The organism is Allobosea sp. P4_C6, from assembly GCF_056402015.1.
On sequence record NZ_JBFUIF010000049.1, the window covers coordinates 1 to 24,297 of the forward strand.

Consider the following 24,297-nt stretch of genomic DNA (forward strand, 5'->3'; position numbering starts at 1 on the left):
GAACAGACACATGCCTTTCGAATATGAGCGCCGTGGCAAGATCGGCTATTTCACAATCCGGAACGGCTCGGTTAATCCGATGACCCCGGCCATGCACAAGCAGTTCTACCAGATGATGCTCGAGTTCCTCGCCGATGACGAGGTACGCGTCGGGATTCTCCAGGGGGCCGGAGACCGCGCCTTCTCAGCAGGCGACGACATCAAGAACGACTACGCTAAGTTCGCCACGCCGATGGACGAGCTCACCTATTATCTGGCGCCCAAGCACCGCGTCGCCGAAGGCGAGCCCGATACCTTCAGTTGGTCGCGGGAGGTCCTGTCGCTCAACCGGTTCAAGCCGATCGTCGGGGCCGTGCGCGGCTATTGCTACGGCCAGGGCATGATCTATCTCAGCCATCYCACCGATATCCGCGTGGCGTCTGAGGATGCGAAGTTCGGCTTCCCCGAGATCGCCTACGGCATGGGTGGCGCAGGCGGTTCGACCCGGCTTTCCCATTTCCTGCCGCACACCGTTGCGATGGAGATGCTTCTCACCGGAGATCCGCTGTCCGCGCAGGATGCCTTGAGAGCAAACTTGGTGAACGCTGTCGTGCCATCCGATCAGGTTCTGGCAAAGGCGGAGGAATATGCAGCGCGCATCGCGCGTCACCCCCTTCTCGCGCTGCGCGTCGAGATGGAAGCTTCGGTCCGCTGCATGGACATGTCGCGGCAGGACGCGTTGGATTACGTGAAGAACCTCTATCGCATGCAGCGACTGGCTTACAATGGCGAAGAAAAGGTTGAATCTTTTTTATATAAAGAAAAAATCTGAAAACTAAATTATATACTCTCGATATTCAGATCATTTAGCGCGTGGCGATTGATCTAAATTCTATAAAATGTGTTCGGAGATCCGAAGGACCATGGATCCATCGGATCTCCTTGTGAATGAGTAGTCTAAGGCCGCATGCTAGCCGGGCTGATGCTCTGATGCTGCTGGACGCCCGCATTTCAAGGAATGCTGTGGTTGGCATGAGTTGACCCGACCGCGGAATGTCCGCTTCCGGGCAGCCAGCCAAGGTCCGCTTATGGCGCGATCAGTGCCTTTGCAGCGGCGGTCGCGAAGTTCAACTTCCCACCCGAGTTTGCCGTTGGCCGAACGGCGGAAGGAGCACGGCGGGAGCCCGCCGTGCCAAAGCTCATAGGTCCGTTTGCTCCGAAAGGAGAAGCGCGTCGTCGACCTCGATACCGAGGTAGCGCACGGTGCTTTCCAGTTTTGTGTGGCCTAGAAGAAGCTGGCAGGCGCGTAGATTGCCCGTGCGCTTATAGATCAGCGCAACCTTCGTTCGCCGGAGACTGTGCGTCCCGTAGAGCGCTGGATCCAATCCGATCAGCGCTACCCAGCTGTCCAGAAGGCGGCCGTACTGGCGCGTTGTAATGTGATCGCCGTGCCGGCTACGGCTCGGAAAAAGCCAGTCGTCTTCACGTGAACCTCGCATTCTAAGCCATGCAGTAAGCGCTTCGCGGGCTGAGTCGGTCAGTTCGAATGGTACCGGCCGCCCCGTCTTCTGCTGAACGATCGCGGTTCGGAGGCGAACGGTGCCTCCGAGGACGATATCGGCGACACGAAGGCGAACGAGATCGCACCCGCGCAGCTTGCTGTCGATCGCAAGATTGAACATGGCGAGATCGCGGGTCCGCCCCTCATGCTGAAGTCGGGTTCGCAACGCCCAGATATGCTTTGGCTTCAGAGGCGGCTTCGGTCCGATGATACGACCGAGGTTCCACGCCTGATGATGCTGTTGGTTATGCGCCTGGATATCCATGGCAGATCCCCTTCTTGGGACGCCGCATCCTGGAAAATTCTATCAAATGCGGACGGGTTTCTAACGCCTCGTGGTGAAAACCGCAGGGAGGAGCGCAGCTTGCGCCAATGCGGACATCGGGTGGTTGCCCGGCAGCGGACATTCGGGGGCTGTCCATTAGCGCGGTCCGTTGGCGATCCTTTGCGGACCTAAGTGATGGTTGGGCCACTTCGTTTGAGCCTGGCGTCATAGTTCGAGCGGGCGGGCCGGAAGCGCTGCTTCGTTTGGCTGCTGATGTTCGCAGAGGCTGCGCGCTTCATCAGCATCGCCGACCGATCGATGCGCTAACCCAAATGTTTCGCCGCTCCGGACATCGCAGCCTCGGCCGACGCTTGACAGGCGCCGCAGTTAACCCATAGCGTATCAAATAATAAAATGACGTTTCATTATATAAAATGAAACACGAGGAACGCTCTTGTCGACGGATTTGCCAAAAGCTGCGGGGAAGCCTGCGCCTGCCGGCACCAGCACGCTCGATCTCGCACTTCACGCGGTCGAGTATCTGGTGCAGCAGAGCCGCCCGGCTTCGCTGGCCCAGATCGCCGAGGCGCTCTCCGCGTCGAAGGCGACGATCTATCGGCACTTGGTAACGCTGCAGCGCCACGGCTTCGTGCGGCAGGATCCGGAAACGGGCCGCTATGACGCCGGCATCAAGCTGGTCGTGCTGGGCGAGTCGCTGCGTCAGCGCTTCGACATCGTCAGCGCCGCGCGCGAGGAACTGATGACCTTGCGCGACCGCACCGGCCAAGCCGTGACGGTCTGCGCTGCGGTCGATGACGAGCTTATCGTCCTCGAACTGATCCAGGGGCGTACGCTCATCGAATTTGCCACGAGGCCGGGCACGCGGCTCGCCTTCCATGCCAGCGCGCACGGCAAGATCTGGCTCACCTTCGGTCCCCAGCAGCGCGCGACCGCCATCGCCAACGGTCCGCTCGAGGCCTGGACGCCGGCGACGATCGTCTCGCGAGATGCGCTGATCGCCGATCTCGATGCCGTCCGCGCCCGCGGCTGGGCGACGGCGCCCGACGAGGTGATCACCGGCGTCAACACGCTGGCCGCACCCGTCTTCGACCACCGCAAGCTTCTCGTCGGCTCGATCGCCATCGTCGGTGCGACGCAGTTCATTCCGCCCGTTCCCGATCCCGAACAGATCCGTGAGGTCGTCGGCAGCGCCGCACGTATCTCGCGTGGCTTGACCTGGAAAGACTGAGAACATGACCTATTCGCTGGCCGTCGATATCGGCGGCACCTTCACCGATATCGTATTGCGCGACTCCCGCGGGGGCTTGAGCGTCGACAAGACGCTGACCACGCATCACGACCTCTTGGAAGGCTTTTTCCGGGGCGTGGACTCCGTGCTGGGGAAGGCCGGCGTCGCCGCGGACGCGGTCGATGGCGTCGTGGTGCATGCCACCACGGTCGTCACCAATGCGCTTATCGAACGCAAGGGACTGCCGACGGCGCTCGTTGTCACCGAGGGTTTTCGCGATGTGCTGTCGATCCGCAACGAGCATCGCTACGACATGTACGATCCGCAGATCGAGTTTCCCGAGCCCCTGGTCACGCGCGAGCTGACTTTCGGGCTGAAAGAGCGCGTCCTGGCGGACGGCACGGTTGCGCTCGCGCCGAGCCCGCAAGACATTGCCGAACTCGCGGCGGAAATCCGGGCCAGCGGCGCGCGCGCCGTTGCGATCTGCTTCCTGAACAGCTTCGCGAATCCCGACAACGAGGGGCTGGTCGCGGCCGCCCTGTCGCGCGAGCTCAACGACGTCTTCATCTGCACCTCGGCCGAGGTCGCGCCGCAGATCCGTGAGTACCAGCGCGCCTCGACGGCGACCGTGAACGCCTATGCGATGCCGATCTCGCAGCCCTATCTCAAGCGCCTGAGCGACCGGCTGCGGGTCGAGGGCTTCGCGAACACCCCGCTGATCATGCTCTCCTCCGGCGGTGTTGTCGGGGCCGAGACGGCGGGCCGCAACCCGGTGCGGATGATCGAGAGCGGCCCGGCGGCCGGCGCGCTCGCAGCCTGCCACTATGCCGAACTCCTTGGCATCGACCGGCTGATGTCCTTCGACATGGGCGGCACCACCGCCAAGGCCTGCCTGATCGAGAACCGCACTCCGCTGATCACCGGGCTGTTCGAGGTCGACCGTCGCTACCGCTTCCGGGAGGGCAGCGGCCTGCCAGTCACCGTGCCCTCGATCGACCTGATCGAGATCGGCGCAGGCGGCGGCAGCATCGCCCATGTCGACGATCTAGGCCTGCTCAAGGTTGGTCCCGAAAGCGCGGGCTCCAATCCCGGCCCGGCCTGTTACGGCCGCGGTGGTCAAAACGCGACGGTCACCGATGCCGACCTCGTTCTGGGCCTGATCGACGCCGAGAACTTCCTGGGCGGCGACATGTCGCTCGACAAGGCGGCTTGCGATGGCGCGATAGCGCGGCTCGGCGATGCGCTCGGCCTCAATCCCGTGCAGGCGGCGCGGGGCATCTACCGCATCGTCACGGAGGCGATGGCTTCGGCGGCGCGCACCCATGCGACCGATCGTGGTGTCGACTATCGGGGTCTGCCGCTCTTCGCCTTCGGTGGCGCAGGCCCGCTTCACGCCTGCGGCGTTGCAGATCTACTCCAGAGCACAAGCGTGATCGTGCCACCGCAGTCCAGCGTGCTCTCCGCTTTCGGCACGCTGGTCACACCCGTCCGGCTCGATCTCGTGCGCAGCGACCTGACTCGGGTCGACCAGCTCGACTGGGCGCGTGTCGACCGCGTGATCGGCGAGCTCGCGAGCGAAGGACTGACGGCACTCGGCGAATCCGGCTGCGCCGCCTCCGACGTCACGATCCTTGTCGGCGCCGACATGCGCTATGTCGGCCAGCAGCATGAGGTCACGGTCATTTTCGAAACCGACCCGCGCCAGAGCCGCGACAGTGCAGCGCTGACTGCTCAGTTCGAGGCTGCCTATCGCACCCTCTACGGCGTCAACCCCTCGCATGTGCCGATCGAGCTCGTGACCTGGCGGGTCGTCGCGCGCGGCCCGCTGCCTCATTTCGACGGCCAGGCCAGAGCGCAGATCGCGGCCGGTGCGCCCAAGCGCCATCGCGCCGTTCATGCCTGGGAGGACGGCCAGTCCGTTCCAGTCTACGAGCGCTCGGCGCTCGCCACCGGCCAGACCATCTCTGGCCCTGCCATCATCGAGGAGCGCGAGACCACCACCGCGCTGCCGCCCGGCTGGAGCGCGACGATCGACGCGCTCGGCTGCATCGTTGCCACGAAAGGCTGAAACCCGATGGCAAGTTCACAGCCCATGGACGGAGTTGAACTCGAAATCCTCTGGTCGAACCTCATCGGTATCGTCAACGAGCGGGCCAAGGCGCTGCAACGCATCGCCTTCAGCCCGATCGTGCGCGAAGCCGGCGACCTCGCCTGCGCTCTGTTCGACCGGCGCGGGCGCATGGTGGCGCAGGCCAATACCGGTACGCCCGGCCACATAAACTCGCTCGCCATCGCCGGCGCGCATCTCGTGCGCCTGTTCGAGGGGCGTTGTGAGCCAGGCGACGTGCTGATCACCAATGATCCCTGGCTCTCGGCCGGGCATTTCTTCGACATCACCATCCTGACGCCGATCTTCGACGGCGCGAAGCTGCTCGCCTATATCGGCTCGACCATCCACCACACCGATATCGGCGGCTACGGCATCGGCGCCGGCGCCCGCGACGTGCATGAGGAAGGCCTCTGGATCCCGCCACTCAAGCTCTATGAGCGTGGCAAGCCGAGCGAGATGCTGCACGACATCATCCGCCGCAACGTGCGCACGCCCGATGCCGTCTTCGGGGACCTCTCGGCGCAGGTTTCCTCAGGCGAGGCGGCGGCCGAGCACCTGATCACGTTGTGCGAACGCTATGGCATCAACGACATCGAGGGCTTGTCGGACGAGATCATCAACCGCTCGGAAGAAGCGACGCGCAATGCGATCCGCAAGCTCAAGCCCGGCACCTATCACGGCGAGGCCGTCTTCGACGTGCCCGGCGGCGAGGTCATTACGCTGAAGACCGCCGTCACCGTCGATGCCGAGAACGGCTCGATCATCGTCGATTTCGACGGGTCGTCGCCGCAGACGACCACCGGCATCAACGTGGTGCTGAACTACACGCACGCCTATTCGACCTTCGCGATCCGCTCCTGCCTCAATCCGGATCTGCCGAACAACGCCGGGTCGCTGGCRCYGATCGAGGTGCGCGCGCCGGTCGGCTCGATCATCAACTGCGCCTATCCGGCGCCGGTCAATGCGCGCCATGTCGTGGGCATGTATGTGCCGATGCCGATCCTGAAGGCGCTGCATCAGGTCATGCCGGAGCGCGTGCTGGCGGAAGGCTCAGGCGCGGTCTGGACCATCCAGATCCAGGGTCGCAAGGCGAGCGGCGAGCCCTTCACCTCGTCGATGTTCAACTATTCCGGCGGCATGGGCGCGCGCGCCGGCAAGCCGGGCCCCAGCGCGACCTGCTATCCCACTGGCGTCGCGGCGGTCCCGATCGAAATCCTCGAAGCAACGATGCCGATCGTCTTCGACCGCAAGGAGCTGCGTCCAGGCTCGGGCGGCAAGGGCCGGATGCAGGGGGGGGACGGCCAGATCATCCAGTTCCACATGCACACCGACCATGCCTGGCTGCTCAATGCCGTGCCGAGCCGACTCGAACGGGGTCCGGACGGCATCGATGGCGGGCTGTCGGGTGCGCCGGGCCGCTTCCTCGTCAACGGCAAACCCGTCAGCGAGGCCAAAAAGCTGACGATGCAGGCCGGCGATGTCGTGCTGCTCGAGACGCCCGGCGGAGGAGGCTACGGCAAGCCGACAGCCTGACGACGATTTCCAGAAGACAAGAAAAGCCGGCGCCCCGCATCGGGGTGACCGGACAGAACCAGAGGGAACCGGGAGGACATATGATGAAGCAGACATTTTTTGCGGCGGGCCTCGTCGCAAGCCTGGCGATAGCCGGCGCCGCACCTGTCAGCGCACAGGAACCCTACAAGATCGGCGTCTCGGCCGGCCTGACCGGCTACGCAGCGACCGTCGACCGCGCCTGGCGCGACGGCGTCGAGCTGGCGGCTGCCGCGGTGAACGCCAAGGGCGGCGTGATGGGCCGCAAGATCCAGGTGGTTGTCGAGGACAACCGCTCGGAGCCTCAGGAAGCGGTGACCGTCTATCGAAAGATGCTCAGCTCCGACAAGGTCGATGTCTTTGTCAGCGGCTGTGTCTCGGCCGGCAATTTCGCGGCGGCGGGACTGTTGCTGCGGGCCAAGGTGCCGATGATGCTGTGCTCGATCCTGCCGCAGCAGGCCGAGCATCTGCCCTGGGCCTTCACCACCCTGCCGCCGGCCGGCTTCGAAGTCGACAAGCGCCTGGAATACCTCAAGGAAAAGACTCAAGTTCGCAAGATCGCGGTGCTGCACGACCCGACCCCCTACGCCAATCTCCAGAAAGGCGTGGCAGAGCGCAACGCGGCCAAATACGGCCTCGAGGTCGTCTCGGTCGATCAATACAAGCAGGACGATGCCGATCTGAGTGTCCAGATCAGCAAGGCGCGGTCTGCAGGTGCCGGCGCGATCCTGAAGATCGGGCTGGGCGGCACCACGCTCACCGCGGCCAAGAACATCAAGCAGCTCGGCGCTGACATGCTGCTGCTGACGAGCCTCGAGGACCTCGCCGTGTTCGGTCCGGTCGCAGAGGTTCTGGGCGACAAGTTCTTCTTCGTCGCCTCGCCCTCGCAGGTCTACGAGGCACTGCCGGAGGGCGCTCTCAAGACGAACATCAAGGCCTTCCTCGATCCCTGGCGCGAGAAATTCAAGGACCGCGACCCGAACTGGGCCTCGCGCGGCTGGGACGGCGTCATGCTGACCGTCGCCGCCATCGAGAAGGGCAAGTCCTTCGAGGGCGAGAAGGTGCGCGGTGCCTATGAGGAGCTGACCGGCTTCCAAGGTACGACCGGCATCTACAACTTCCGGCCGGACCTGCACCAGGGCATTACCGAGAACCCCTTCGTGCTCGCCACCATCCAGAGCGGCAAGGTCAAGGTGGTGCAATGAGCCTCGCCGTCGCGGCCAAGGCCGATGCGAGCACCGCCGCGCCGATGGCGAGCACGGCTCCGGCGATCCTGGCTGCGACCGGCCTGTCGGCACGCTACGGCCATATCCATGCGTTGCATGGGATCGACCTGCACATCGGCGAGGGCGAGCTCGTCGCCGTTCTCGGGCCCAACGGTGCCGGCAAGTCGACCTTGCTGCGTGCGATCATGGGGCTCTCCGCCAATGACGGGGAGGTCCGCTTCCGGGGCGAGGCGCTGCCTCGGCGTGATCCTGTCGCGGTTGCATCGCGCGGCATCGTGCTGGTGCCGGAGGGGCGCGGCCTGTTCGCGCCGATGAGCGTCTCCGACAATCTCGAACTCGGCGCCTATCGCCTGCGCGACAAGGCCGAGTTCGCCCGTCGGCGCGAGCGCGTGCTGACGCTGTTCCCGCGCCTCAAGGAACGGCTCGGCCAGGCCGCGGGCTCGATGTCCGGTGGCGAGCAGCAGATGCTCGCGCTCGGCCGTGCGCTGATGTCCGGTCCGAAACTTCTGCTGCTGGACGAGCCCTCGCTCGGCCTCGCGCCGCGCGTCACCGGGGAGATCCTGGAGACGCTCGGCCTCCTGAACCGCGAAGGGCTGGCGATCGTGCTGGTCGAGCAGAAGGCGCCGCTGGCGCTTGAACTCGCCTCCCGCGTCTACCTGCTCTCGCTCGGGCGCATCGTCGCCGAACTCGATCCGCGTGACATCACCTCCCATGACGATCTCGCCCAGCATTACTTCGCCTGAACGGCGCCCGTTCAGGCTGGTCGGCCAGCTGCCCTGGCTCTTCGCCGTGCTCGTCGTCGGCTATGCCATGTTCGTCGGTGGCTATGCTGCGACCGTGGTCTCCTTCGCGCTGATCTATGCGGTGTTCGTGACCGGGCTGAACCTGTTCATGGGTTTTGCCGCGCAAGTCTCTTTCGGCCAGAACGCCTTCGCCGCGATCGGCGGCTACACATCGGCGGTGCTGACCGCGAGCCATGGCTGGAGTCCGCTGCCGGCCATGGCGCTGGGCATCGCGGCCGCCGTCCTGGCCGCCGCGATCGTCGGATWYCCSGCGCTKMGGCTCAARGGYCAYTAYCTCGCCATGGGCACGCTSGCMATCGGGCTCATCACTTATGAGATCACGGTCGAATGGCAATCGGTGACCCAGGGCTATATKGGCATCTCCGGCATCCCGCCTTTCGGGATCGGTCCCTACGAAATCACCTCCGACCGTGGGCAGCTCATCCTGCTGTCGCTGGTCGTCGCCGTCAGTCTCTTCGCCGCCGCCCGCATCCGCCGCTCGCGCTTTGGCCGCGCACTATCCGCCGTGGCGGGCAGCGAGGAGGCGGCGGTCGCGCTCGGCATCGATGTCGCGCGCTACAAGCTCGCAGCCTTCCTGCTCTCGGCCGGTTTCGCGGCGCTGGCGGGCTCGCTCTTCGTCCATTTCGTTGGCTTCGTCAGCCCGGAGGTCTTCGGCCTGCACATGGTCATCGTCACCTTCACCATGCTCTATGTCGGCGGCATCGGCACGGTCGCCGGACCCTTAGTCGGGGCGCTGATCGTCAGCCTGCTGCCCGAGACGTTCCGTGCTTTCAAGGACTATCAGGACCTCGCCTATGGCGCAGCGCTGATCCTGCTGCTGATCTATGCGCCGCGCGGCCTCGCCAGCCTGTTTTCGCCGCGAGGTCGTTCATGAGCCGGCTTCGCCTGGAAGGCGTGACGCGCCGTTTCGGCGGGCTGGTCGCGGTCGACAACGTCTCGTTCGAGGTGCCCACGGAGGGTGTCACGGCTATCATTGGCCCGAACGGCGCCGGCAAGACGACGCTGTTCAACCTGATCGCGGGCTCCCTGCCGCCCAGCGCTGGCCGCATCCTGTTCGAAGGCGCCGACATCACCGGCCGCCCCCCGGCCGCTATTGCCGCAGCCGGACTGGTCAGAACCTTCCAGCTGGTCAAGTTGTTCGACGATCTCAGCGTGCTCGACAACGTCAAGGTCGGCTGCCATCTGCGGGGCAGCGCGGGCCTGTTCGGGGCACTGCTGCGGCCTGCCTCTGCCCGCGAGGAAGAGGCGGCAGTCGATGCACGGGCGCGCGAGCTGCTTGCCTTCGCCGGGCTGTCGGCCTTTGCGGACGAGCCTGCTTTCGGCCTGCCTTATGGCCGCCAGCGTATGCTCGAGCTCGCACGGGCCATGGCTGCGGGGCCGCGGCTCATCCTGCTCGATGAGCCAGCGGCCGGCCTCAACACTGAGGAATCGGCCGCGCTGGCACGGATCGTCCGCCGCATCGCCGAGGAGGGCACCAGCGTCCTCCTGATCGAGCACGACATGACACTGGTGATGAATACGGCCGACCGCGTCGTGGTGGTCGATTTCGGCCGCAAGATTGCCGAGGGCACGCCCGCCGAGGTGCGCGCCAACCCGACCGTGATCGCGGCCTATCTCGGCACGGGCAAGCCTGCCACGGATGCGGCTTCGGCAACGCCCGACGTTCAGGAGACGGCCCGTGGCTGACTGGTCCTACATCCCGCAGGTCCTGGTCAGCGGGCTGGGCATCGGCTGCGTCTACGGGCTGATCGGCATCGGCTTCTGCGTGATCTACAACGCCAGCGGCATCGTGAACTTCGCGCAGGGCGCGTTCGTAATGCTCGGCGGCATGATCACCCACATGCTGTTCGCCCGGAACGGCGTGCCCCTGCCGCTGGCCGCCCTGATCGCGATCGTGGCGGTCGCGCTGCTTGGTGTCGCCATCGAGCGGGTGGTGGTCCGGCCGCTCTGGAACCGCAAGGCGACGATGTTCGTCATGATCCTGGCGACGCTGGCCGCGCAGATCGTGCTGGAACGGCTCACCCTGATCGCGGTCGGAGACCAGCCCAAGACCCTGCCCGTCTTCACCGACCGGCCACCCCTGATGATCGGCGGTGTCGCGATCGGCTTCCAGCTGATCTGGATCGTCGGCGGGTCGGTCGCGATCGTGGGCTTGCTGGCCGCATTCTTCGGCCTCACCAAGACCGGCAAGGCGATGCGCGCCTGCTCGATCAACCGCGAGGCGGCGGCGCTGCAGGGCATACCGGTCTCGCGCATGCTGGCGCTGGCCTTCGCGCTGAGCGCAGCGCTCGGCGCCATCGCCGGCATCCTGATCACGCCGACGCAGTACACCGCCTTCAATGTCGGCGTGCCCTTCGCGATCAGCGGCTTCATCGCCGCGATCGTCGGCGGCTTCGGCCGGCCCTTCGGCGCCTTTCTGGGCGGGCTGCTGCTCGGCCTGCTCCAGGCGCTCGCCATCGTTGGCTTCGGCGCCGGATTGAAGAATGTCGCAGCGCTGTCGGTGTTGCTGCTGTTCCTGTTCATCCGCCCGTCGGGAATCCTCGGCGCCGCCAAATGACCACCCAAATGACTATCTGACTGAGCGACGATCGGAGCCGCTGCCATGGACATTCACAAGATCGACTGGAGCCAGATTCCGTGGACACCGGTGCGCCCGGGTGTAGACCGCAAGGCCTTCTCCGGTAATGCAGCGACGGTGGCGCTGCACCGGCTGATGCCTGGCCACGAGCCCAAACCGCACAGCCATCCCCATGAGCAGATCGCGTATATCGTCAGCGGCACCATCCGCTTCTTCATCGGCGGCGAGGAGCATCTGATCGGTCCCGGGGGGCTAGTCGTGATCCCATCGAATGTCGAGCATTGGGGCGAGGTCGTCGGCGATGAGCCGGTGATCAATCTTGATGTGTTCACGCCGCGCCGGCCCGAATACGCTTAAGCTGGATGCTCATATAATTTTCCGTCGGTCGCGCGCCAAATGCCGACATTCGGCCGATGCCGGAAAGCGGACGTATCCGATCAACGATTCGCGGCTGTGAGCGTCCAACCCACGGCGGCAGTCACGCTCTTCGCTCATCGCCTTGGCCCCTCGCGCTGCCGCGCACGCGTCCGACGGGGTGGCTGGAGGGCCGTTAGCCCGCTGCGGGCTCGCTGGGAGCCGCGAGGATCATAGGCGCCGGTCCTGCGGCTTTCGCCGTGTCAGCAACATCCAGGCGCGAAGATCGAACAGCGCGACCGCGGTGGCGGAGACGACGAGAGCGCAGAGCACGAGCTTGGAGACGCTCCCCATCGTCCCCTCGATCAGCAGAGCGTGGACGACCCCGCCGAGCACGACCAGCACCACGAGCCCGGTATGGCCGAGACGCCAGGCTCGCGGCCTGATGCGCAGGGGCCGGCGCAGCGCGGCGAGCAGCGCCGCGGCGAATGCGGCGCACATGGCGACGACCCCCCAAGCCGAAAAAGGCGTCGGCGAGTCGAAGAGAAGCGCGTCGACGACGTCGGGCGGGCTGGTCAGCCACAGCCCGGCGACGTGAATGATGATCGCCCCGACAAGCGCGGTTCCGACCCAGCGATGCACCCGACGCCCGCGCGGGACCGGGAGCCCAGGCAGGTATCCGGCCGCGAGCAGAGGCTGCAGCAGAACGAGCGCCAGTGCCACGACGCCAGCAAAACCGGCCACGACATAGATCGGCCCACGCCATGCAAGCAGCGGGCTTGTTGCAGCGAGGGCGAGCGACACGACGATCGCGCCCGCGACCACGGCCCAGATCAGGGCCGCCCTTATCGATGGGATGCGGTTCACGCCGACTGGAGCACGAATTCGGCCTTCAGGCTCTTGTCTCGGGAACTCTGCATCACCGGGCGCAGGAACACCGTCTTGAAGGCTGCATCGTCATAGGCGAGATGGCCGTGCGCCTGCCCGAAGGCCGGGATGATCTGCGGCATCTCCAGACGGAACATGCCATTGGCGTCGGTCAGCGTCGCGCCGTGGCTTTGTGCATCGGTCTCGTAGCCCTCCGTGGTATGGGCCCAGATCTGGATGCGGATCCCGGGCAGTGGCGCGCCATCGCCGGCCCGGCGCACCGTCCCGGACATCCAGAAGCCGCCATTGCCGATCCGCTGCACGATCGGCGCGCCCGGACGGTAATTGTTGGCGCCCCCGCGCATCGAGCCCGTCGGCGCCAATCCCTGTGCCTGAGCCGGCTGAATGATGGCCGGCGCTCCCTCTGTCAGCACCGTCGCGCCAAAGGCGGCCCCGGCAGCCAGCAGGCCGCGGCGTGTCGTGAACATTGGCAGCATCGCTTGCTCCGTGGATCGAGGTGGCAGCCCGTCGGTCAAGGCCACGAGCCTCCCATTCACTGCAGTCCTACTGAAGCTATTCGGCAAAATCTCGTCAGCCAGCGGGGCACACGGCTTCGTGACGAACGTTGCCGAGGGACACCCTTCGCTCCGACACTCGGCATGGCATGGCCACGCACGCTTAGGGCGCATCCATCTCTGCGTGAGCGAGGCGCATCGGCCATCGATCGGGCTCGTCCCCTCGGCGCCACAAGCTGCCCTTCAGACCTATCCCTATCGCGGATCTTCATCGGCAAACGTTCGCAGGCTTGCCAATACCTCGGGCGGCGGGCAATCGCGACTTCCTGATCTTGGCATTCCGCCCGCAACCAGACATCGCGATCCGGCATAGTAAGGGCTCGCCGACCCCCGCCGGCGCCCTCGATCACTGCGGCTCGATGCCGAACTCCTTGATCAGTGCACCCATCGCGGCGACCTCTTTCACCAGGAAAGCGTTCGCACCTGCCGGTGTAGCCAGCGGGCCGATGTCGACATCGAAGCCCAATGTCGGCGCCCGCTCGCGCAGGTCTGCCTGCTGGAGGATTTCGCCGATCTTCTGCCCCATGGTCTGGATGATCTCGGGCGGCGTGCCCGCCGGCGCCATCACCATGAACCAGCCCCCGATATCGGCGCTCGCCAATGTCTCCCCGATCGCGGGAACGTCGGGCAGCGAGGCCAGGCGCTTCGTGCCGGCAACCGCGATGGCCCGAAGCGTGCCTTCCTTGATGAAGGGTTCCGCGACGGAGGCCGACTGGATCGTCGCCTGGACGCGGCCGGCGATCGTATCCTGGATCGAATTCGCTGCCGACGCATAGGGCACGAGCACCATCTTGATGCCGGCCCGCCGGTTGATCGTCTGTCCGATCAGGCCGGAGATGTTGCGCTCGCTGTCGACCGCGAGGCTGATCTCGCCGGGCTTGGCCTTCTCCTGCGCGATCAGCTCGGCCAGCGATGTGATCGGGAGGTTGGGATTGACGAGCAGGACATGATGGCTGCGCGCGGCCATGGCCACGGGGACGAAGTCCTTGAGAGGGTCGTAGGGCAGCTTCTTGAAGGTGTGCGGGTTGGTCGAGAGAGAGGCCGAGGTGGCGAACAGGAAGGTGTAGCCGTCCGGGGTGGCGCGGGCCACGGCCTGCGTTCCGACGATGTTGGCGGCGCCGGTGCGGTTCTCGACATAGACCTGCTGGCCGAGGCTGCGCGAGAGCTTGTCGGCCAGAACGCGCGCGAGAATATCCGGGCTGTTGCCCGGGGCCTGCGGCACCACGAGCGCGATCGGGCGCTGCGGCCATGACTGTGCCTGAACACCGGTCGACGCCATGAGCGCGGCCGCGGCCGTCATGGCCAGACAAGAGAGCTTGAACATCGTTTCCTCCGGGCTCTTTTTGATGGATGGCGTGGCGCTTTCACCCCGCGCGCTTCGTGAGCCTCGAAGCCACGCTGCAGGCGAAAGCGGAATTCTCAGGCTTCCTCGGCGACGCCGTTGCGCAGCGTTCCGAGGCGGTCGATCTCGACCTCGACGATATCGCCCGGCTTCAGCCAAAGGGGCGGCGTGCGCTTGGCGCCGACACCGCCGGGTGTGCCGGTGGCGATGACGTCGCCGGGCTCCAGCCGCGTGAAGGAGGAGCAATATTCGATGATGTGCGGGATATCGAAGATCATCTGCGCGAAGGTCGCGTCCTGCACGACCTGGCCGTTCACCCGCGTTTGAAGCCGCAGCGAGGGCAGCTCGCCCAATTCGTCGGGCGTCATCATCCAGGGACCGAAGGCGCCAGTGCCGGGAAAGTTCTTGCCCGGCGTGAACTGGTGGGTGTGACGCTGGAAGTCGCGGATGCTGCCGTCATTGTAGCAGGCGTAGCCGGCGACATGATCAAAGGCGTCTGCTCTTGTGATGTAGCGGCCGGGTTTGCCGATGATGATCGCGAGTTCGCCCTCGAAATCCAGCTCTTGCGAAACGCGCGGGCGGACGAGATCCACAGCATGGCCGATCTGCGAATTCGCGAAACGCGCGAAGATGGTCGGATTCTCGACCACGGCGCGGCCGGTCTCCTTGCGGTGCATCTCGTAGTTCAGCCCGACGCAGAGAATCTTGTCCGGGTTGGGCAGAACCGGCAGCCAGCCGATGGCCGAAAGCGGATGCCGGGGCGCCCGGGCCGCGGCCTCAGCCGCTTCGGCCAGCGCATCGGCGGCGATGACGCTCTTGAGGTCGGGGTAACGCTCGCCGAGCACGGCGCCGAGATCGACCGCCTCCTCGCCGTCGATCATGCCCCAGCTCGGGGCGCCTTGAAGTTGGAAAGTCGCGAAACGCATGAAGACATGTCCTCTCAGAGAAGGGCGGGTGCGGTTTGTGCCCCCATCGGGGCTGGATGCAGGGGAGCAAGGCCGGATTCGAGTTCGTCGAGAAGCGCAGCCATTTCGGTTTCGGCGGCGGCGGTGCCGAAGACATAATGATCCGGCCGGACGACCGCGGCGGCGCGCCCGGAGGCGGCGAACCAGGCTCGCAGCACGCCATCGCATTCCTCGACCGTGACGTCGGCGCCTGGCAGAGGTTGCTCACCGAGGCGCGACAGCACGACCAACCGCAGGCCGCATGAGTGGATGCTTGCGAGCATGCCCGGTGACAACCGCGCCGCCAGCGCAGCCTCGATCACCAGCCGAAAGCCCCCGCCCGCAACGGTGTCGAGCCGGGCGCGTCCCTGCTGCGTCGTTACCCAGGGCTGCGGGAACAGCTTGCCTCGGCCCGGATCGTCCTGCTGCGTGAGCAGGCCGGTCGCCAGTGGCGGGACGATCTCCTGTCGTGTGATGGTGCGCGGCTGGCCGCCGCCCTCGGCGAGGATGCGGGCGTCACGTTCGCGCGCAGCGACCGGATCGCGTTCGCAGATCACCTGGCCGATCGCCTTGATCCGGGTCGTCAACTCGCGGACATGGCGGCTGCGCTCGGGCTCATAGCTGTCGAGCAAAGCCCCGCCAGAGCTGCCCTCGATCACGCGGGCGAGCTTCCAGATCAGGTTGGCGACGTCGCGAACGCCCTGGCACATGCCCTGCCCGATAAAGGGCGGCTGCTGGTGCGCCGCATCGCCCGCGATGAAGACACGCCCCACACGCCAGCGTTGCGCCACGAGCGCGTGGAACCGGTAGCTGGCCGCGCGCCAAAGCGTCCCGTCCTCCGGCGTCAGCCAGCGCGCCAGCAGATCCCAGACCCGCTCAGGCGTTTGCGCGGCGCGCGGATCCTCGCCGGGCAGAAGCATGATCTCCCAGCGCCGATGGTTGCCCGGTCCGATGATGAAGCTCGTCGGACGCTTCGGGTCGCAGAACTGCGCCGCCGTCTGCGGCAGCTTGGTCAGCGCCACATCGTCCACCAGCACATCGACCACAAGCCAGGGCTCGTCGAAAACGAGGTCGTCGAGCGGGATGCCCAGGCGCTCGCGAATGCCGCTCGAGGCGCCGTCGCAGCCGATGACATAGTCGGCCGTGACCGTCCGCATGGTGCCGTCATCCGCCCGCAGGGTCAGGGTCACGTGATGGTCGGACTGCGTGAGATCGACGAGTTCGGTCCCCAGCGAAACCTCGATGCCGTCATAGGCCCGCGCATGGGCGCGCAGCGCCGCCTCGACCGGCGGCTGGGTGAAGACCATGGTCGGGACATAGCTCAGCGGATAAGGCTCCGGCACCGTGTCGATGCGCCGGATCAACTGGCCCTCAGCGCCGAAATGCTCCGAGGCATGGAACGGCGCGACATGCGGCAGGACCTGACCGGCGACACCGAGATTGTCGAAAAGCCGCATGATCTCGTGGTCGATCGCGATGGCGCGCGGCTTGTCATAGACCTCGCGCTGCTTGTCGATCACCAGGCTGCGGATGCCGTGATGGCCGAGCAGGCTCGCTGCAACGGCGCCACTTGGGCCGAAACCGACGACGACGACCTGATAATGGTCGGGGTTTGGAAGGTCCGCCTGGCTCACTTGCGCAACTGCCTTTGACACAGGTTCATCGGGAGCCCGGCGGCTTTGCAGCCGGGCGATAGGTGATCGCCGCCTGGGCGGCCTTGACATGGTCGGGTTTCGGCGGCGCGATGCCCCAGTGGTCGGTTCGGCCCGGCGGCCAGACCCACTCGTCGGGACCACGGACGCGGTAGTCATCGTCGACCTGCAGCACCTCGGCGGTGAACTCGACGACGAAGCCGACGGGGTCGACGAAATAGGCGAAGACATTGTCGCCGGGGCCGTGCCGCCCGACGCCCCAGCCAATGGGATAACCGGCATCGACGAGACGGCCCGAAGCTCTCATCACCGATTCCCAGTCGGGCACGAGGAAGGCGATGTGGTTCAGGCCGTTGGCCTTCGCCTCGGCGAGAACCACCGCGTGATGGTCGCTGTTGCAACGCAGGAAGGCCATCAGCTTCGAGCGGTCGGTCAAGACAAAGCCCAGCGCCTTCTCATGGAACGCCGCCTGCGCATCGACATCGACGCTGTTGAGATTGACATGGGCCAGTCGCGACGGCCGGTCGCGGATTTCGCAGGCATCGGCATGGTGCCGGTCGCCCTGAACGAGGCGGTAGACCCCGCCCTGCGGCTCGGCGAGCGTGGCGATCATGCCGCCATCCGGCTCCGCATTGGGGCCAGGGGGCACGAGCATGGTCGCGCCCTGCGCGACGGCGCGCTCGGYGACGGCGGCGAGATCGCTGTCTTCATCGACCCTGAAGGTTACCGACAGGATTTCCGGGCTCTGGCTGGCATGAAGCGCGAGGACATGATGGTCCGCGCCGGTCGCCCGCAGATAGACGACGCCATCCTGCCGCGCGGCGACGGAAAGACCCCAGATCTGCGTATAGAAGCGCTCCGACACGGCGATATCCGGCGTGTCGATCTCGACGCTGCGCAGGCTGCTGATCGGGAAACGGGTCATGTCGCGGGCCTCGCATTCCGGCCGAGGAAGGTCGCGGCGTTGTCGTGCAGCAGCCACCGGCGCGTCGCCTCGTCGGCGAAGGCCGCCTCGATGCGCTCCACCGGGTTCCGCTCGTGGAAATTGAAGGGGTAGTCGGTACCGACCATGATCTGCGTCTCGCCGAACAGGCTGGTCAGGTGCCTAAGCGTAGGCTCGTCATAGACCAACGCATCGTAGAACAGCCGGCGCGCCTGTTCCGTCGGCGACATCGCGATGCTGTCCTGCAAGGCTGGGAAGACGCGGCGCCCCTCTTCCAAGCGAGGGAGCAGAAGGCCGAGCGTACCGCCGCCATGGCTGAAGGCGATGCGCAGCCTGGGCCAGCGCAGCATCAGGTTCGAACAGATCACGGAAGCCGCCGCCAGGCCCACCTCGCCGGGATAGGCCAGCACCTGCTGGAGTTGCGTCGGGCCGACCAGCCGGTCCTGCCCTGCGGGGCGCACCGCATGGACGAAAACGGCTGCGCCCAGCTCTTCCGCCGCCTCGAAGAAGGGATCGAACTCCGGCGCGCCGATCGGCTTGCCGTTGACGTTGCTGCCGAGCTGGACACCGGCGAAGCCGGGGTTTCCCATCAGGCGCCGCAGTTCGGCCAGCGCCAGATCCATGTCCTGCAGGGGGACGGCGCCGAGCCCGACCAGCCGCCCGGCGGAATCGTCGACCATGATGGCGATCTGATCGTTGATATAGCGCAGCAACTCGTCGGCCGGGGCTGCATCCATCCAGTAGGACATCAGTTCGGGCATGGCGGAGATCGCCTGTAGCGACAGCCCCATATGCTCCATATCGCTCAACCGCTTGGGCACGTCCCAGCAGCGATCGGACACCGTGCGGTAGTTGCGGCCGTCGATCACGACATGCCGGTGGCAGGGCTGGGCCGCTTCGGTCGAGGGCCAGCCGGTGGGCCGCGGACCTTTCAGATAGGACGGGAAGGTAGCCGGGACGATGTGGGCATGGATATCGACGCCGCATGTGCAGCGCCTTGTCCCGTACCGCTTATCGGCTGCCGCAGGCACCATCGCTCTCCATCCCTCCAAAATGCACGTTCTTGCTTTGCGTCTCTTATATTGGGTAATCTCTCGATTGGAATTTAAATTTATAAATTATGTCAAGGAGGCGTCGCGTGTACAGATCACCCTCCGCAATCGCGGCCCTGAGAATGGTCTCAGGGTCCGGTCCAACGGAGGCCGAAACCGTTCGCATGACCTCGCTTGCTCCCTCGACCCGAACTCTCGACCTCTATGACAAGCTGCGCGAGGATCTTCTCTCCGGCCGTCTGAAGCCGGGGCAGAAGCTGCAGATGCGCTTTCTGATGGACGCGTATCAGGCCGGGCAGACGCCGTTGCGCGAAGCGCTGAACCGGCTGACGTCGGAGGGCCTGGTCGAGGCGCGGGAGCAGCGCGGCTTTCTGGTCTCGCCAGTCAGCCGGTCGGAACTGCGGGAACTCACGATGACGCGCTGCTGGCTCGAAGGGCTTGCCCTGCGCAAATCGATGGAGGCGGCAACACCTGCCTGGGAAGAGGCGCTGGTCGTCGCCCATCATCGGCTCAGCCGGACATCACGCTCGCTGGATCCTGATCAGTTTGAGGACAATCCCGACTGGGAGCGTCTGCACCGGATCTTCCATCGCACGCTGATCAGCCAATGCGGATCGACCCCGTTGATCGGCTTTTGCGATCATTTGGCCGACCAACTCTATCGCTATCGACGCATCTCGATCCGTCGTGCTTTCCCCACCCGCCAGGTCGCGGACGAACACCAGGCAATCGTGACGTCCGTGCTGGACAGGGAGGTCGATCGCGCCGTCGCATTGCTCGAGCGCCACTATCAACAAACTGCGGATGTGATTCTCGATGATCCGGCGCTTTGACAGGAGCAGAGTCTCTTCCAGACCGCTTTCGGCGTCTGCATTAACGTGCCGTTCAGACCGCCGAACGCCGACGTAGCGAGAGTAGGGAACGGGCCAAGCTCGCCCTTAGCCAGTGCGCTCCTGAAGCGCCCGGGAGCAGACGTTGTCAGTGTCCGGAATGGGCCAGACTCGGAAGCTGACACGGTCGCCAAAACCGTATCGGTTTGCGGTTTTCACCCGTCATGGCATGTTGCTCGCTCGATCGAGGGGGCTGCGATGGCGACCGGTACAGTGAAGTGGTTCAATCCGACCAAGGGTTTTGGGTTCATTCAGCCGGACGACGGGGGCCAGGATGCTTTCGTCCACATCAGTGCCGTCGAGCGGGCAGGAATGCGAGATCTGCGCGAAGGCCAGAAGCTTGGCTATGAACTCGTCCAGGATAAGCGGTCGGGCAAGGCGTCGGCGGATCAGCTCCGAGCCCTGTGAAGCACCGCGCTACTGACCCGAAAGCGGGTCGGACAGCGAACGTCGGCGTCACTGAATGTGACCCAGGCGCCTTTGGGAGTGAAGCTTCCGTGCGCAGGATGAATCACCTCAGACGCCGCCGCATCGGGCGTGATGAGCGCGCATTTCCGTTTGTGCGCCCCGCTCCTCACCTTGCAGCCGAGCCCATCATTTATCGCGCAGGCTGCGCAACCGAGACGGTGGCGATGCCAGCGTCCAGCAACGCCTCCCCTAGCGTCCTGAATTCAAAAGAGTTGCCCGTGGCGGAGGCGATCCAGGCAAGCGCATGGGCCGCTCTGATTGACGACGGCCGCGCTTCCGACGACGCTTGGCCGGATCGTCGTCAGGCTGATGGCCGACCGGTCGCAGTCGATTGGCTGCCTGGCTGATGGGGCCATCGCAGCCTTTCGCGATAACTGCCCTTAGATCTTGCCAGAACGTCTGACGGCGGGTAGCCGCTGCGCCCAGGCCCAAACCGTCTCTGCCATAGTGCTCAGATGGTCCCCCGTCGAAAGCCCCGATACGCGTTGGCGCGGCCTCAAATCATGGTCGCCGTCCTCAAGCCACAGAAATTCGATGGCAGGGGATAGATGATAGGTCGAGACCTCATGACGCCTGCCGAACTCGTCCCGCGTGCCCTGCACGATGAGTGTGGGCGTCTTCAGGTCTTCAAGATGCGCCGTGCGCAATTGGTCGGGCTTGGTCGGCGGATGGAAGGGATAGCCCAGACAAAGCAAGCCGCAGGCTCGTCCGGACTCTGCGAGTTCGTCGGCCACCATGCTCGCCACCCGACCTCCCATTGACTTGCCAGCAATGATCAGCCGTCCTTGGGAGCCGAGCGCCTTTACTGCGGCCAGATACTCCGGTTTGAGCTTGTCGGCCCGCGGCGGCGGCTTCCTGCCTCCAATGCGCCGGYTGGCCATGTAACTGAATTCAAAGCGGGCGACGCGAAAGCCAGCCTTTCCTAGAGCTGCTGCTGTGGCGTTCATTGACGCCGAATCCATCGGAGCACCCGCCCCGTGTGCAAGGACGATGGAGTCTTCGGCCTGGTAGGGTCCATCGAAGAGGAAGGTCACGCTGCACCTTTCCCTTGGCTCGAAGTCACGGCCATGTCTGCCCGGATGCAGGTTGATGCCGAGATCGAACTTGGCACGGCTACCTGACGATTACTCAGAGGGTGCCTTATTGTCACCCGCCGCGGCGCCGTCAGCCAGCTTCGCATGTTTCGGAACGGCGTCGTCAGACTCGTCATCTGCACCGTCCCCACTGCCATCATCCGCGTCGGACTCGCCGAGACCGGCTAGAGGGATGTCGCCGGTTAGCAAGCGCTCCTTGCTGAGCAGGCCGGCATCCTCGAGCTTCTCGAAATCCGGTAGATCGCGCAGCGTCTCAAACCCGAATTCCGAGAGGAAGGCCGGCGTYGTCACGTAGGTGTAGGGTGCGCCCGGCTGCGGGCTGCGCGGGCCAGCGGCGAGAAAGCCGAGCTTGCGCAGATGGCCGATCGTGTCGCGGCTGACCTCCTTGCCAAAGACGGCGCCGAGCTCCGCGCGAGTGATCGGCTGGAAGTAGCCAATGCAGAGCAGCACCAGGCTCTCGGACTGCGACAGGGCTTTGCTGTCGGCCCCGCCAAGCCCGGTCGCGGTCCGGATCGCGGCGGCATAGCTCTTCTTTGTGCGATGCTGCCAGCCGCCAGCGACAGAGACGAGTTCGTAAGGGCGCCCACGCAATTCGTCACGGATGTCGGCGATCAACAGATCGATGCTGCAGTCCCGGCCCACAACACGCACCAGGGTTTCGCGGCCAACGGGCTTGGGGGAAGCGAAGATCACAGCCTCGACCCGCCCCATCCATTCGCGCCATCGCATCTCGGGCGGAATATCCGCGAGCTCCGCGTCGAACAGCTCCTCCGCCTGGTGTTTTGCCATCCCTCACAACCCGTAGAGACGGAAAGTGGCGCGGCCGGATAGCTCGCGCACGGCGTCGAGATTGGTCAGCCGCTCGAACAAGCGGCGTGAACCCCAGCGCGTTAGGCTTTTCGTCTGCAGCGTGCCAGCCACGGCGTCCTCATCGAACAGCAACTGGATGACCTCCCCTGCTCCCTTGGCCCGCAGCTTTGGCGCAACGGCGGTGAGACGTGCGGCCCTAGGCGCAATCTCATCGGCGAGCCGGCAGGCCTCGGCGGCCGCGAGCGCCAACGCGACACAGACGGCGCGCTCGAAGCCATCTTCCCCTGGCCTGATACGACTGCGATCGCCTGCGCTCCGAAAGGCGGGACCCCGGGCGTGTTTGACGAAGAGCGGGACAGCAACGGCCCAGTGCATCCGTCGCGCCAAGACCTGATCGGCCAGCCACCAGCCGAGCAGATGCGCGTCCGGCCGAATACGCTGGACCTCCGCAGCCGCAGCGGCCGCAAGGAGAGGCGCTGGGCGCATGGATCGCGTCAGATTGTCGAGGCGCTCGGGCAAGGCGGCGAGATCGTTGCTCCAGGCCAGTCCGAGCAATCTAACGGCAGAACGCAGCGCATCAGTGTTTATCTGTGGATCGCGCTCGGCCAGGCGCCTCCAAGCGGCGAGCAGGTTTCCGGCTGGTCCGGGATCGCCGTCGGCGCGCAGAAGCCAGGCGTCGCGAAGCGCGCCCTCGCCTTCCGTCCGCCCGACCAAGGACGCGGCCGCAGCGGCGCATTGGAGTGCGAGCCTTTGGCGCCAGGCTCCGGCCCAGGGCGGAGCGGCTCGCACCAGTTGATCCAGCGAATTCAAGGCGGCGCCCGCGATAAAGGCCGCCTCAGCCGGGTCGGCAATCGCCCCGCGCGGCACGGCCCAAGCCGGCACGCTGGCGCCTGCGGCAGACGGAGTTGCGCTAAATGCGGGTGACGACATGACCCCGAGCATAATTGCGCCGTGCGGATATTGCCACTAAATTCGGTCAGAAGCGCACAGCTCGTCGCAATCGGGTTATATCCGATAATCTTGCATTATCGGATATTCTCGTCATTATAGTGGGAGCTGTGTCGGCACCGCGTCGGAACCTCCGAAACGGCCGACAACGCCGGGAAATCAGAGCCTTCTGGTGGCGCCGACCCGTAGTCCTTTGACGGCGCCCGGCCGCCGGCTTATATAGCTAGCCAGTCTAGCTAGGAGAGAAATGATGGATTGGCCGCTGCAGGATGCCAAGAACCACTTTTCCAAGGTCGTGCAGCGTGCCCGCAGCGAAGGACCGCAAATCGTGACGTTGCGCGGCGAACGGGCCGCTGTCGTCTTGTCAGCCCGCGACTATGATGCCCTGCGGGCCGGCAGACCGACACTGGTCGACGATCTTCTGTCGGGACCCAGCTGGGACGACGCTCTCGCCGACGCCGTTGAAATGCGGGCCAAAAGTCCGAGCCGCGATCTGGCCTTCTAATGTACCTGATCGACACCAATGTGGTCTCGGAGGCCCGCCGCGGAACACCTGAAGCGGTCGCCTGGCTGCGATCGATCGACCCGCTCAGCGTGCATCTCAGCGTCATCACCCTTGGGGAGGTGATGCGCGGCATCATGCTGAAGCAAAAATCCGATCCGAAAGCGGCCAGCCATCTCGGCGAATGGCTGCGAAAGCTCCGGCATGACCATGCCGATCGGATCCTGCCGATTACCGATCAGATCGCGGTCGAATGGGGTCGCGTCGCAGCCCAGCGGCCGCGCGGCGACGCTGACGGCYTCATCGCCGCGACCGCGATCGTGCATGATTTAATCGTCGTCACGCGCAATGTCGCCGATTTCGACGATACTGGCGCTTCGGTGGTTAATCCCTGGAACCTCGATTGATGGGCACCAGGGGAAACAGAACGATTCCGCAACAACGCCTTGGCACCGCAGCGTGGGGCCTAGCGAATTCGTCCGCGGGCCGGCTTTCGCACGCCAGTCCAAAGGGTGGCGCGACGTGACCCAGCAC

The 24,297-nt window shown here is 65.3% G+C and carries 25 protein-coding genes; 14 read left to right on the forward strand and 11 right to left on the reverse strand.

The window, feature by feature from the left end; all coding sequences use genetic code 11:
• On the forward strand, positions 1-811 hold an 811-nt coding region (locus tag AC1DVA_RS22895; RefSeq protein WP_476807383.1), incomplete at its 5' end, for an enoyl-CoA hydratase/isomerase family protein.
• A gap of 367 nt (positions 812-1,178) precedes the next feature.
• On the opposite strand, the gene AC1DVA_RS22900 is transcribed toward AC1DVA_RS22895, so the two are convergent.
• Positions 1,179-1,805, reverse strand: a complete 627-nt coding sequence (locus tag AC1DVA_RS22900) for a tyrosine-type recombinase/integrase (RefSeq protein WP_476807384.1) — start codon at positions 1,803-1,805, stop codon at positions 1,179-1,181.
• Positions 1,806-2,259: 454 nt separating this feature from the next.
• Between AC1DVA_RS22900 and AC1DVA_RS22905 the strand changes: the two genes are divergently transcribed.
• The 9 genes from AC1DVA_RS22905 (at position 2,260) to AC1DVA_RS22945 (ending at position 11,679) form a co-directional block, all read left to right on the forward strand.
• Positions 2,260-3,054 carry an IclR family transcriptional regulator gene (locus AC1DVA_RS22905; protein WP_476807385.1) on the forward strand — a complete coding sequence of 265 codons (795 nt, stop codon included), beginning with the start codon at positions 2,260-2,262 and terminating at the stop codon, positions 3,052-3,054.
• A gap of 4 nt (positions 3,055-3,058) precedes the next feature.
• Positions 3,059-5,122 (forward strand): hydantoinase/oxoprolinase family protein, encoded by a 2,064-nt coding sequence (locus tag AC1DVA_RS22910; protein WP_476807386.1) that lies wholly within the window; start codon positions 3,059-3,061, stop codon positions 5,120-5,122.
• 6 nt (positions 5,123-5,128) lie between these two features.
• Positions 5,129-6,697 (forward strand): hydantoinase B/oxoprolinase family protein, encoded by a 1,569-nt coding sequence (locus AC1DVA_RS22915; RefSeq protein WP_476807387.1) that lies wholly within the window; start codon positions 5,129-5,131, stop codon positions 6,695-6,697.
• 83 nt (positions 6,698-6,780) lie between these two features.
• Positions 6,781-7,920 carry an ABC transporter substrate-binding protein gene (locus AC1DVA_RS22920; protein ID WP_476807388.1) on the forward strand — a complete coding sequence of 380 codons (1,140 nt, stop codon included), beginning with the start codon at positions 6,781-6,783 and terminating at the stop codon, positions 7,918-7,920.
• Entirely contained in the window at positions 7,917-8,684 is a 768-nt protein-coding gene (locus AC1DVA_RS22925; RefSeq protein ID WP_476807389.1) for an ABC transporter ATP-binding protein, read from the forward strand. The genes AC1DVA_RS22920 and AC1DVA_RS22925 overlap by 4 nt, the downstream gene beginning before the upstream one ends.
• A complete protein-coding gene (locus tag AC1DVA_RS22930) occupies positions 8,653-9,618 on the forward strand; it encodes a branched-chain amino acid ABC transporter permease (protein WP_476807390.1) in 966 nt (321 codons plus the stop codon). Before AC1DVA_RS22925 ends, AC1DVA_RS22930 begins: the two co-directional genes overlap by 32 nt.
• Entirely contained in the window at positions 9,615-10,430 is an 816-nt protein-coding gene (locus tag AC1DVA_RS22935; RefSeq protein ID WP_476807391.1) for an ABC transporter ATP-binding protein, read from the forward strand. The genes AC1DVA_RS22930 and AC1DVA_RS22935 overlap by 4 nt, the downstream gene beginning before the upstream one ends.
• Complete coding sequence (locus tag AC1DVA_RS22940) at positions 10,423-11,301, forward strand: branched-chain amino acid ABC transporter permease (RefSeq protein WP_476807392.1); 879 nt, start codon at positions 10,423-10,425, stop codon at positions 11,299-11,301. Before AC1DVA_RS22935 ends, AC1DVA_RS22940 begins: the two co-directional genes overlap by 8 nt.
• A gap of 45 nt (positions 11,302-11,346) precedes the next feature.
• Positions 11,347-11,679: a cupin domain-containing protein gene (locus tag AC1DVA_RS22945; protein ID WP_265055132.1), complete on the forward strand. Its 333-nt coding sequence runs from the start codon at positions 11,347-11,349 to the stop codon at positions 11,677-11,679.
• 228 nt (positions 11,680-11,907) lie between these two features.
• Here AC1DVA_RS22945 and AC1DVA_RS22950 read toward each other — a convergent pair whose 3' ends face one another.
• The 7 genes from AC1DVA_RS22950 to AC1DVA_RS22980 all read right to left on the reverse strand — a co-directional run bounded on the left by AC1DVA_RS22950 (position 11,908) and on the right by AC1DVA_RS22980 (position 19,030).
• On the reverse strand, positions 11,908-12,534 hold the full coding sequence (locus AC1DVA_RS22950; RefSeq protein WP_476807398.1) for a ferric reductase-like transmembrane domain-containing protein: 627 nt from the start codon (positions 12,532-12,534) through the stop codon (positions 11,908-11,910).
• Positions 12,535-12,539: 5 nt separating this feature from the next.
• A complete protein-coding gene (locus tag AC1DVA_RS22955; RefSeq protein ID WP_265050624.1) occupies positions 12,540-13,040 on the reverse strand; it encodes a peptidase associated/transthyretin-like domain-containing protein in 501 nt (166 codons plus the stop codon).
• A gap of 424 nt (positions 13,041-13,464) precedes the next feature.
• Entirely contained in the window at positions 13,465-14,442 is a 978-nt protein-coding gene (locus AC1DVA_RS22960; protein ID WP_265050623.1) for a Bug family tripartite tricarboxylate transporter substrate binding protein, read from the reverse strand.
• A 95-nt stretch (positions 14,443-14,537) separates the two neighbouring features.
• Positions 14,538-15,386, reverse strand: coding sequence for a fumarylacetoacetate hydrolase family protein (locus AC1DVA_RS22965; protein WP_476807393.1), 849 nt, complete (start codon positions 15,384-15,386; stop codon positions 14,538-14,540).
• Between the two features lie 14 nt (positions 15,387-15,400).
• Positions 15,401-17,038: a bifunctional 3-(3-hydroxy-phenyl)propionate/3-hydroxycinnamic acid hydroxylase gene (locus tag AC1DVA_RS22970; RefSeq protein WP_265050621.1), complete on the reverse strand. Its 1,638-nt coding sequence runs from the start codon at positions 17,036-17,038 to the stop codon at positions 15,401-15,403.
• 25 nt (positions 17,039-17,063) lie between these two features.
• A complete protein-coding gene (locus AC1DVA_RS22975; protein WP_476807394.1) occupies positions 17,064-17,981 on the reverse strand; it encodes a VOC family protein in 918 nt (305 codons plus the stop codon).
• Complete coding sequence (locus tag AC1DVA_RS22980; RefSeq protein ID WP_476807395.1) at positions 17,978-19,030, reverse strand: amidohydrolase family protein; 1,053 nt, start codon at positions 19,028-19,030, stop codon at positions 17,978-17,980. The genes AC1DVA_RS22975 and AC1DVA_RS22980 overlap by 4 nt, the downstream gene beginning before the upstream one ends.
• A gap of 185 nt (positions 19,031-19,215) precedes the next feature.
• Here AC1DVA_RS22980 and AC1DVA_RS22985 point away from each other — a divergent pair, with 185 nt between their 5' ends.
• Positions 19,216-19,884 carry a GntR family transcriptional regulator gene (locus tag AC1DVA_RS22985; protein WP_265050618.1) on the forward strand — a complete coding sequence of 223 codons (669 nt, stop codon included), beginning with the start codon at positions 19,216-19,218 and terminating at the stop codon, positions 19,882-19,884.
• A gap of 255 nt (positions 19,885-20,139) precedes the next feature.
• Complete coding sequence (locus tag AC1DVA_RS22990) at positions 20,140-20,349, forward strand: cold-shock protein (RefSeq protein WP_265055161.1); 210 nt, start codon at positions 20,140-20,142, stop codon at positions 20,347-20,349.
• A gap of 440 nt (positions 20,350-20,789) precedes the next feature.
• On the opposite strand, the gene AC1DVA_RS22995 is transcribed toward AC1DVA_RS22990, so the two are convergent.
• The 3 genes from AC1DVA_RS22995 to AC1DVA_RS23005 form a co-directional block, all read right to left on the reverse strand.
• Positions 20,790-21,443, reverse strand: coding sequence for an alpha/beta hydrolase family protein (locus AC1DVA_RS22995; RefSeq protein WP_476807396.1), 654 nt, complete (start codon positions 21,441-21,443; stop codon positions 20,790-20,792).
• Positions 21,444-21,533: 90 nt separating this feature from the next.
• Positions 21,534-22,292 (reverse strand): SMC-Scp complex subunit ScpB, encoded by a 759-nt coding sequence (gene scpB / locus AC1DVA_RS23000; RefSeq protein ID WP_265055163.1) that lies wholly within the window; start codon positions 22,290-22,292, stop codon positions 21,534-21,536.
• A gap of 3 nt (positions 22,293-22,295) precedes the next feature.
• A complete protein-coding gene (locus tag AC1DVA_RS23005; protein WP_265055164.1) occupies positions 22,296-23,255 on the reverse strand; it encodes a DUF1403 family protein in 960 nt (319 codons plus the stop codon).
• Between the two features lie 256 nt (positions 23,256-23,511).
• Between AC1DVA_RS23005 and AC1DVA_RS23010 the strand changes: the two genes are divergently transcribed.
• Positions 23,512-23,766 carry a type II toxin-antitoxin system Phd/YefM family antitoxin gene (locus AC1DVA_RS23010; protein ID WP_265055165.1) on the forward strand — a complete coding sequence of 85 codons (255 nt, stop codon included), beginning with the start codon at positions 23,512-23,514 and terminating at the stop codon, positions 23,764-23,766.
• Positions 23,766-24,170: a PIN domain-containing protein gene (locus tag AC1DVA_RS23015; protein ID WP_476807397.1), complete on the forward strand. Its 405-nt coding sequence runs from the start codon at positions 23,766-23,768 to the stop codon at positions 24,168-24,170. The genes AC1DVA_RS23010 and AC1DVA_RS23015 overlap by 1 nt, the downstream gene beginning before the upstream one ends.
• Positions 24,171-24,297 lie beyond the last annotated feature (127 nt).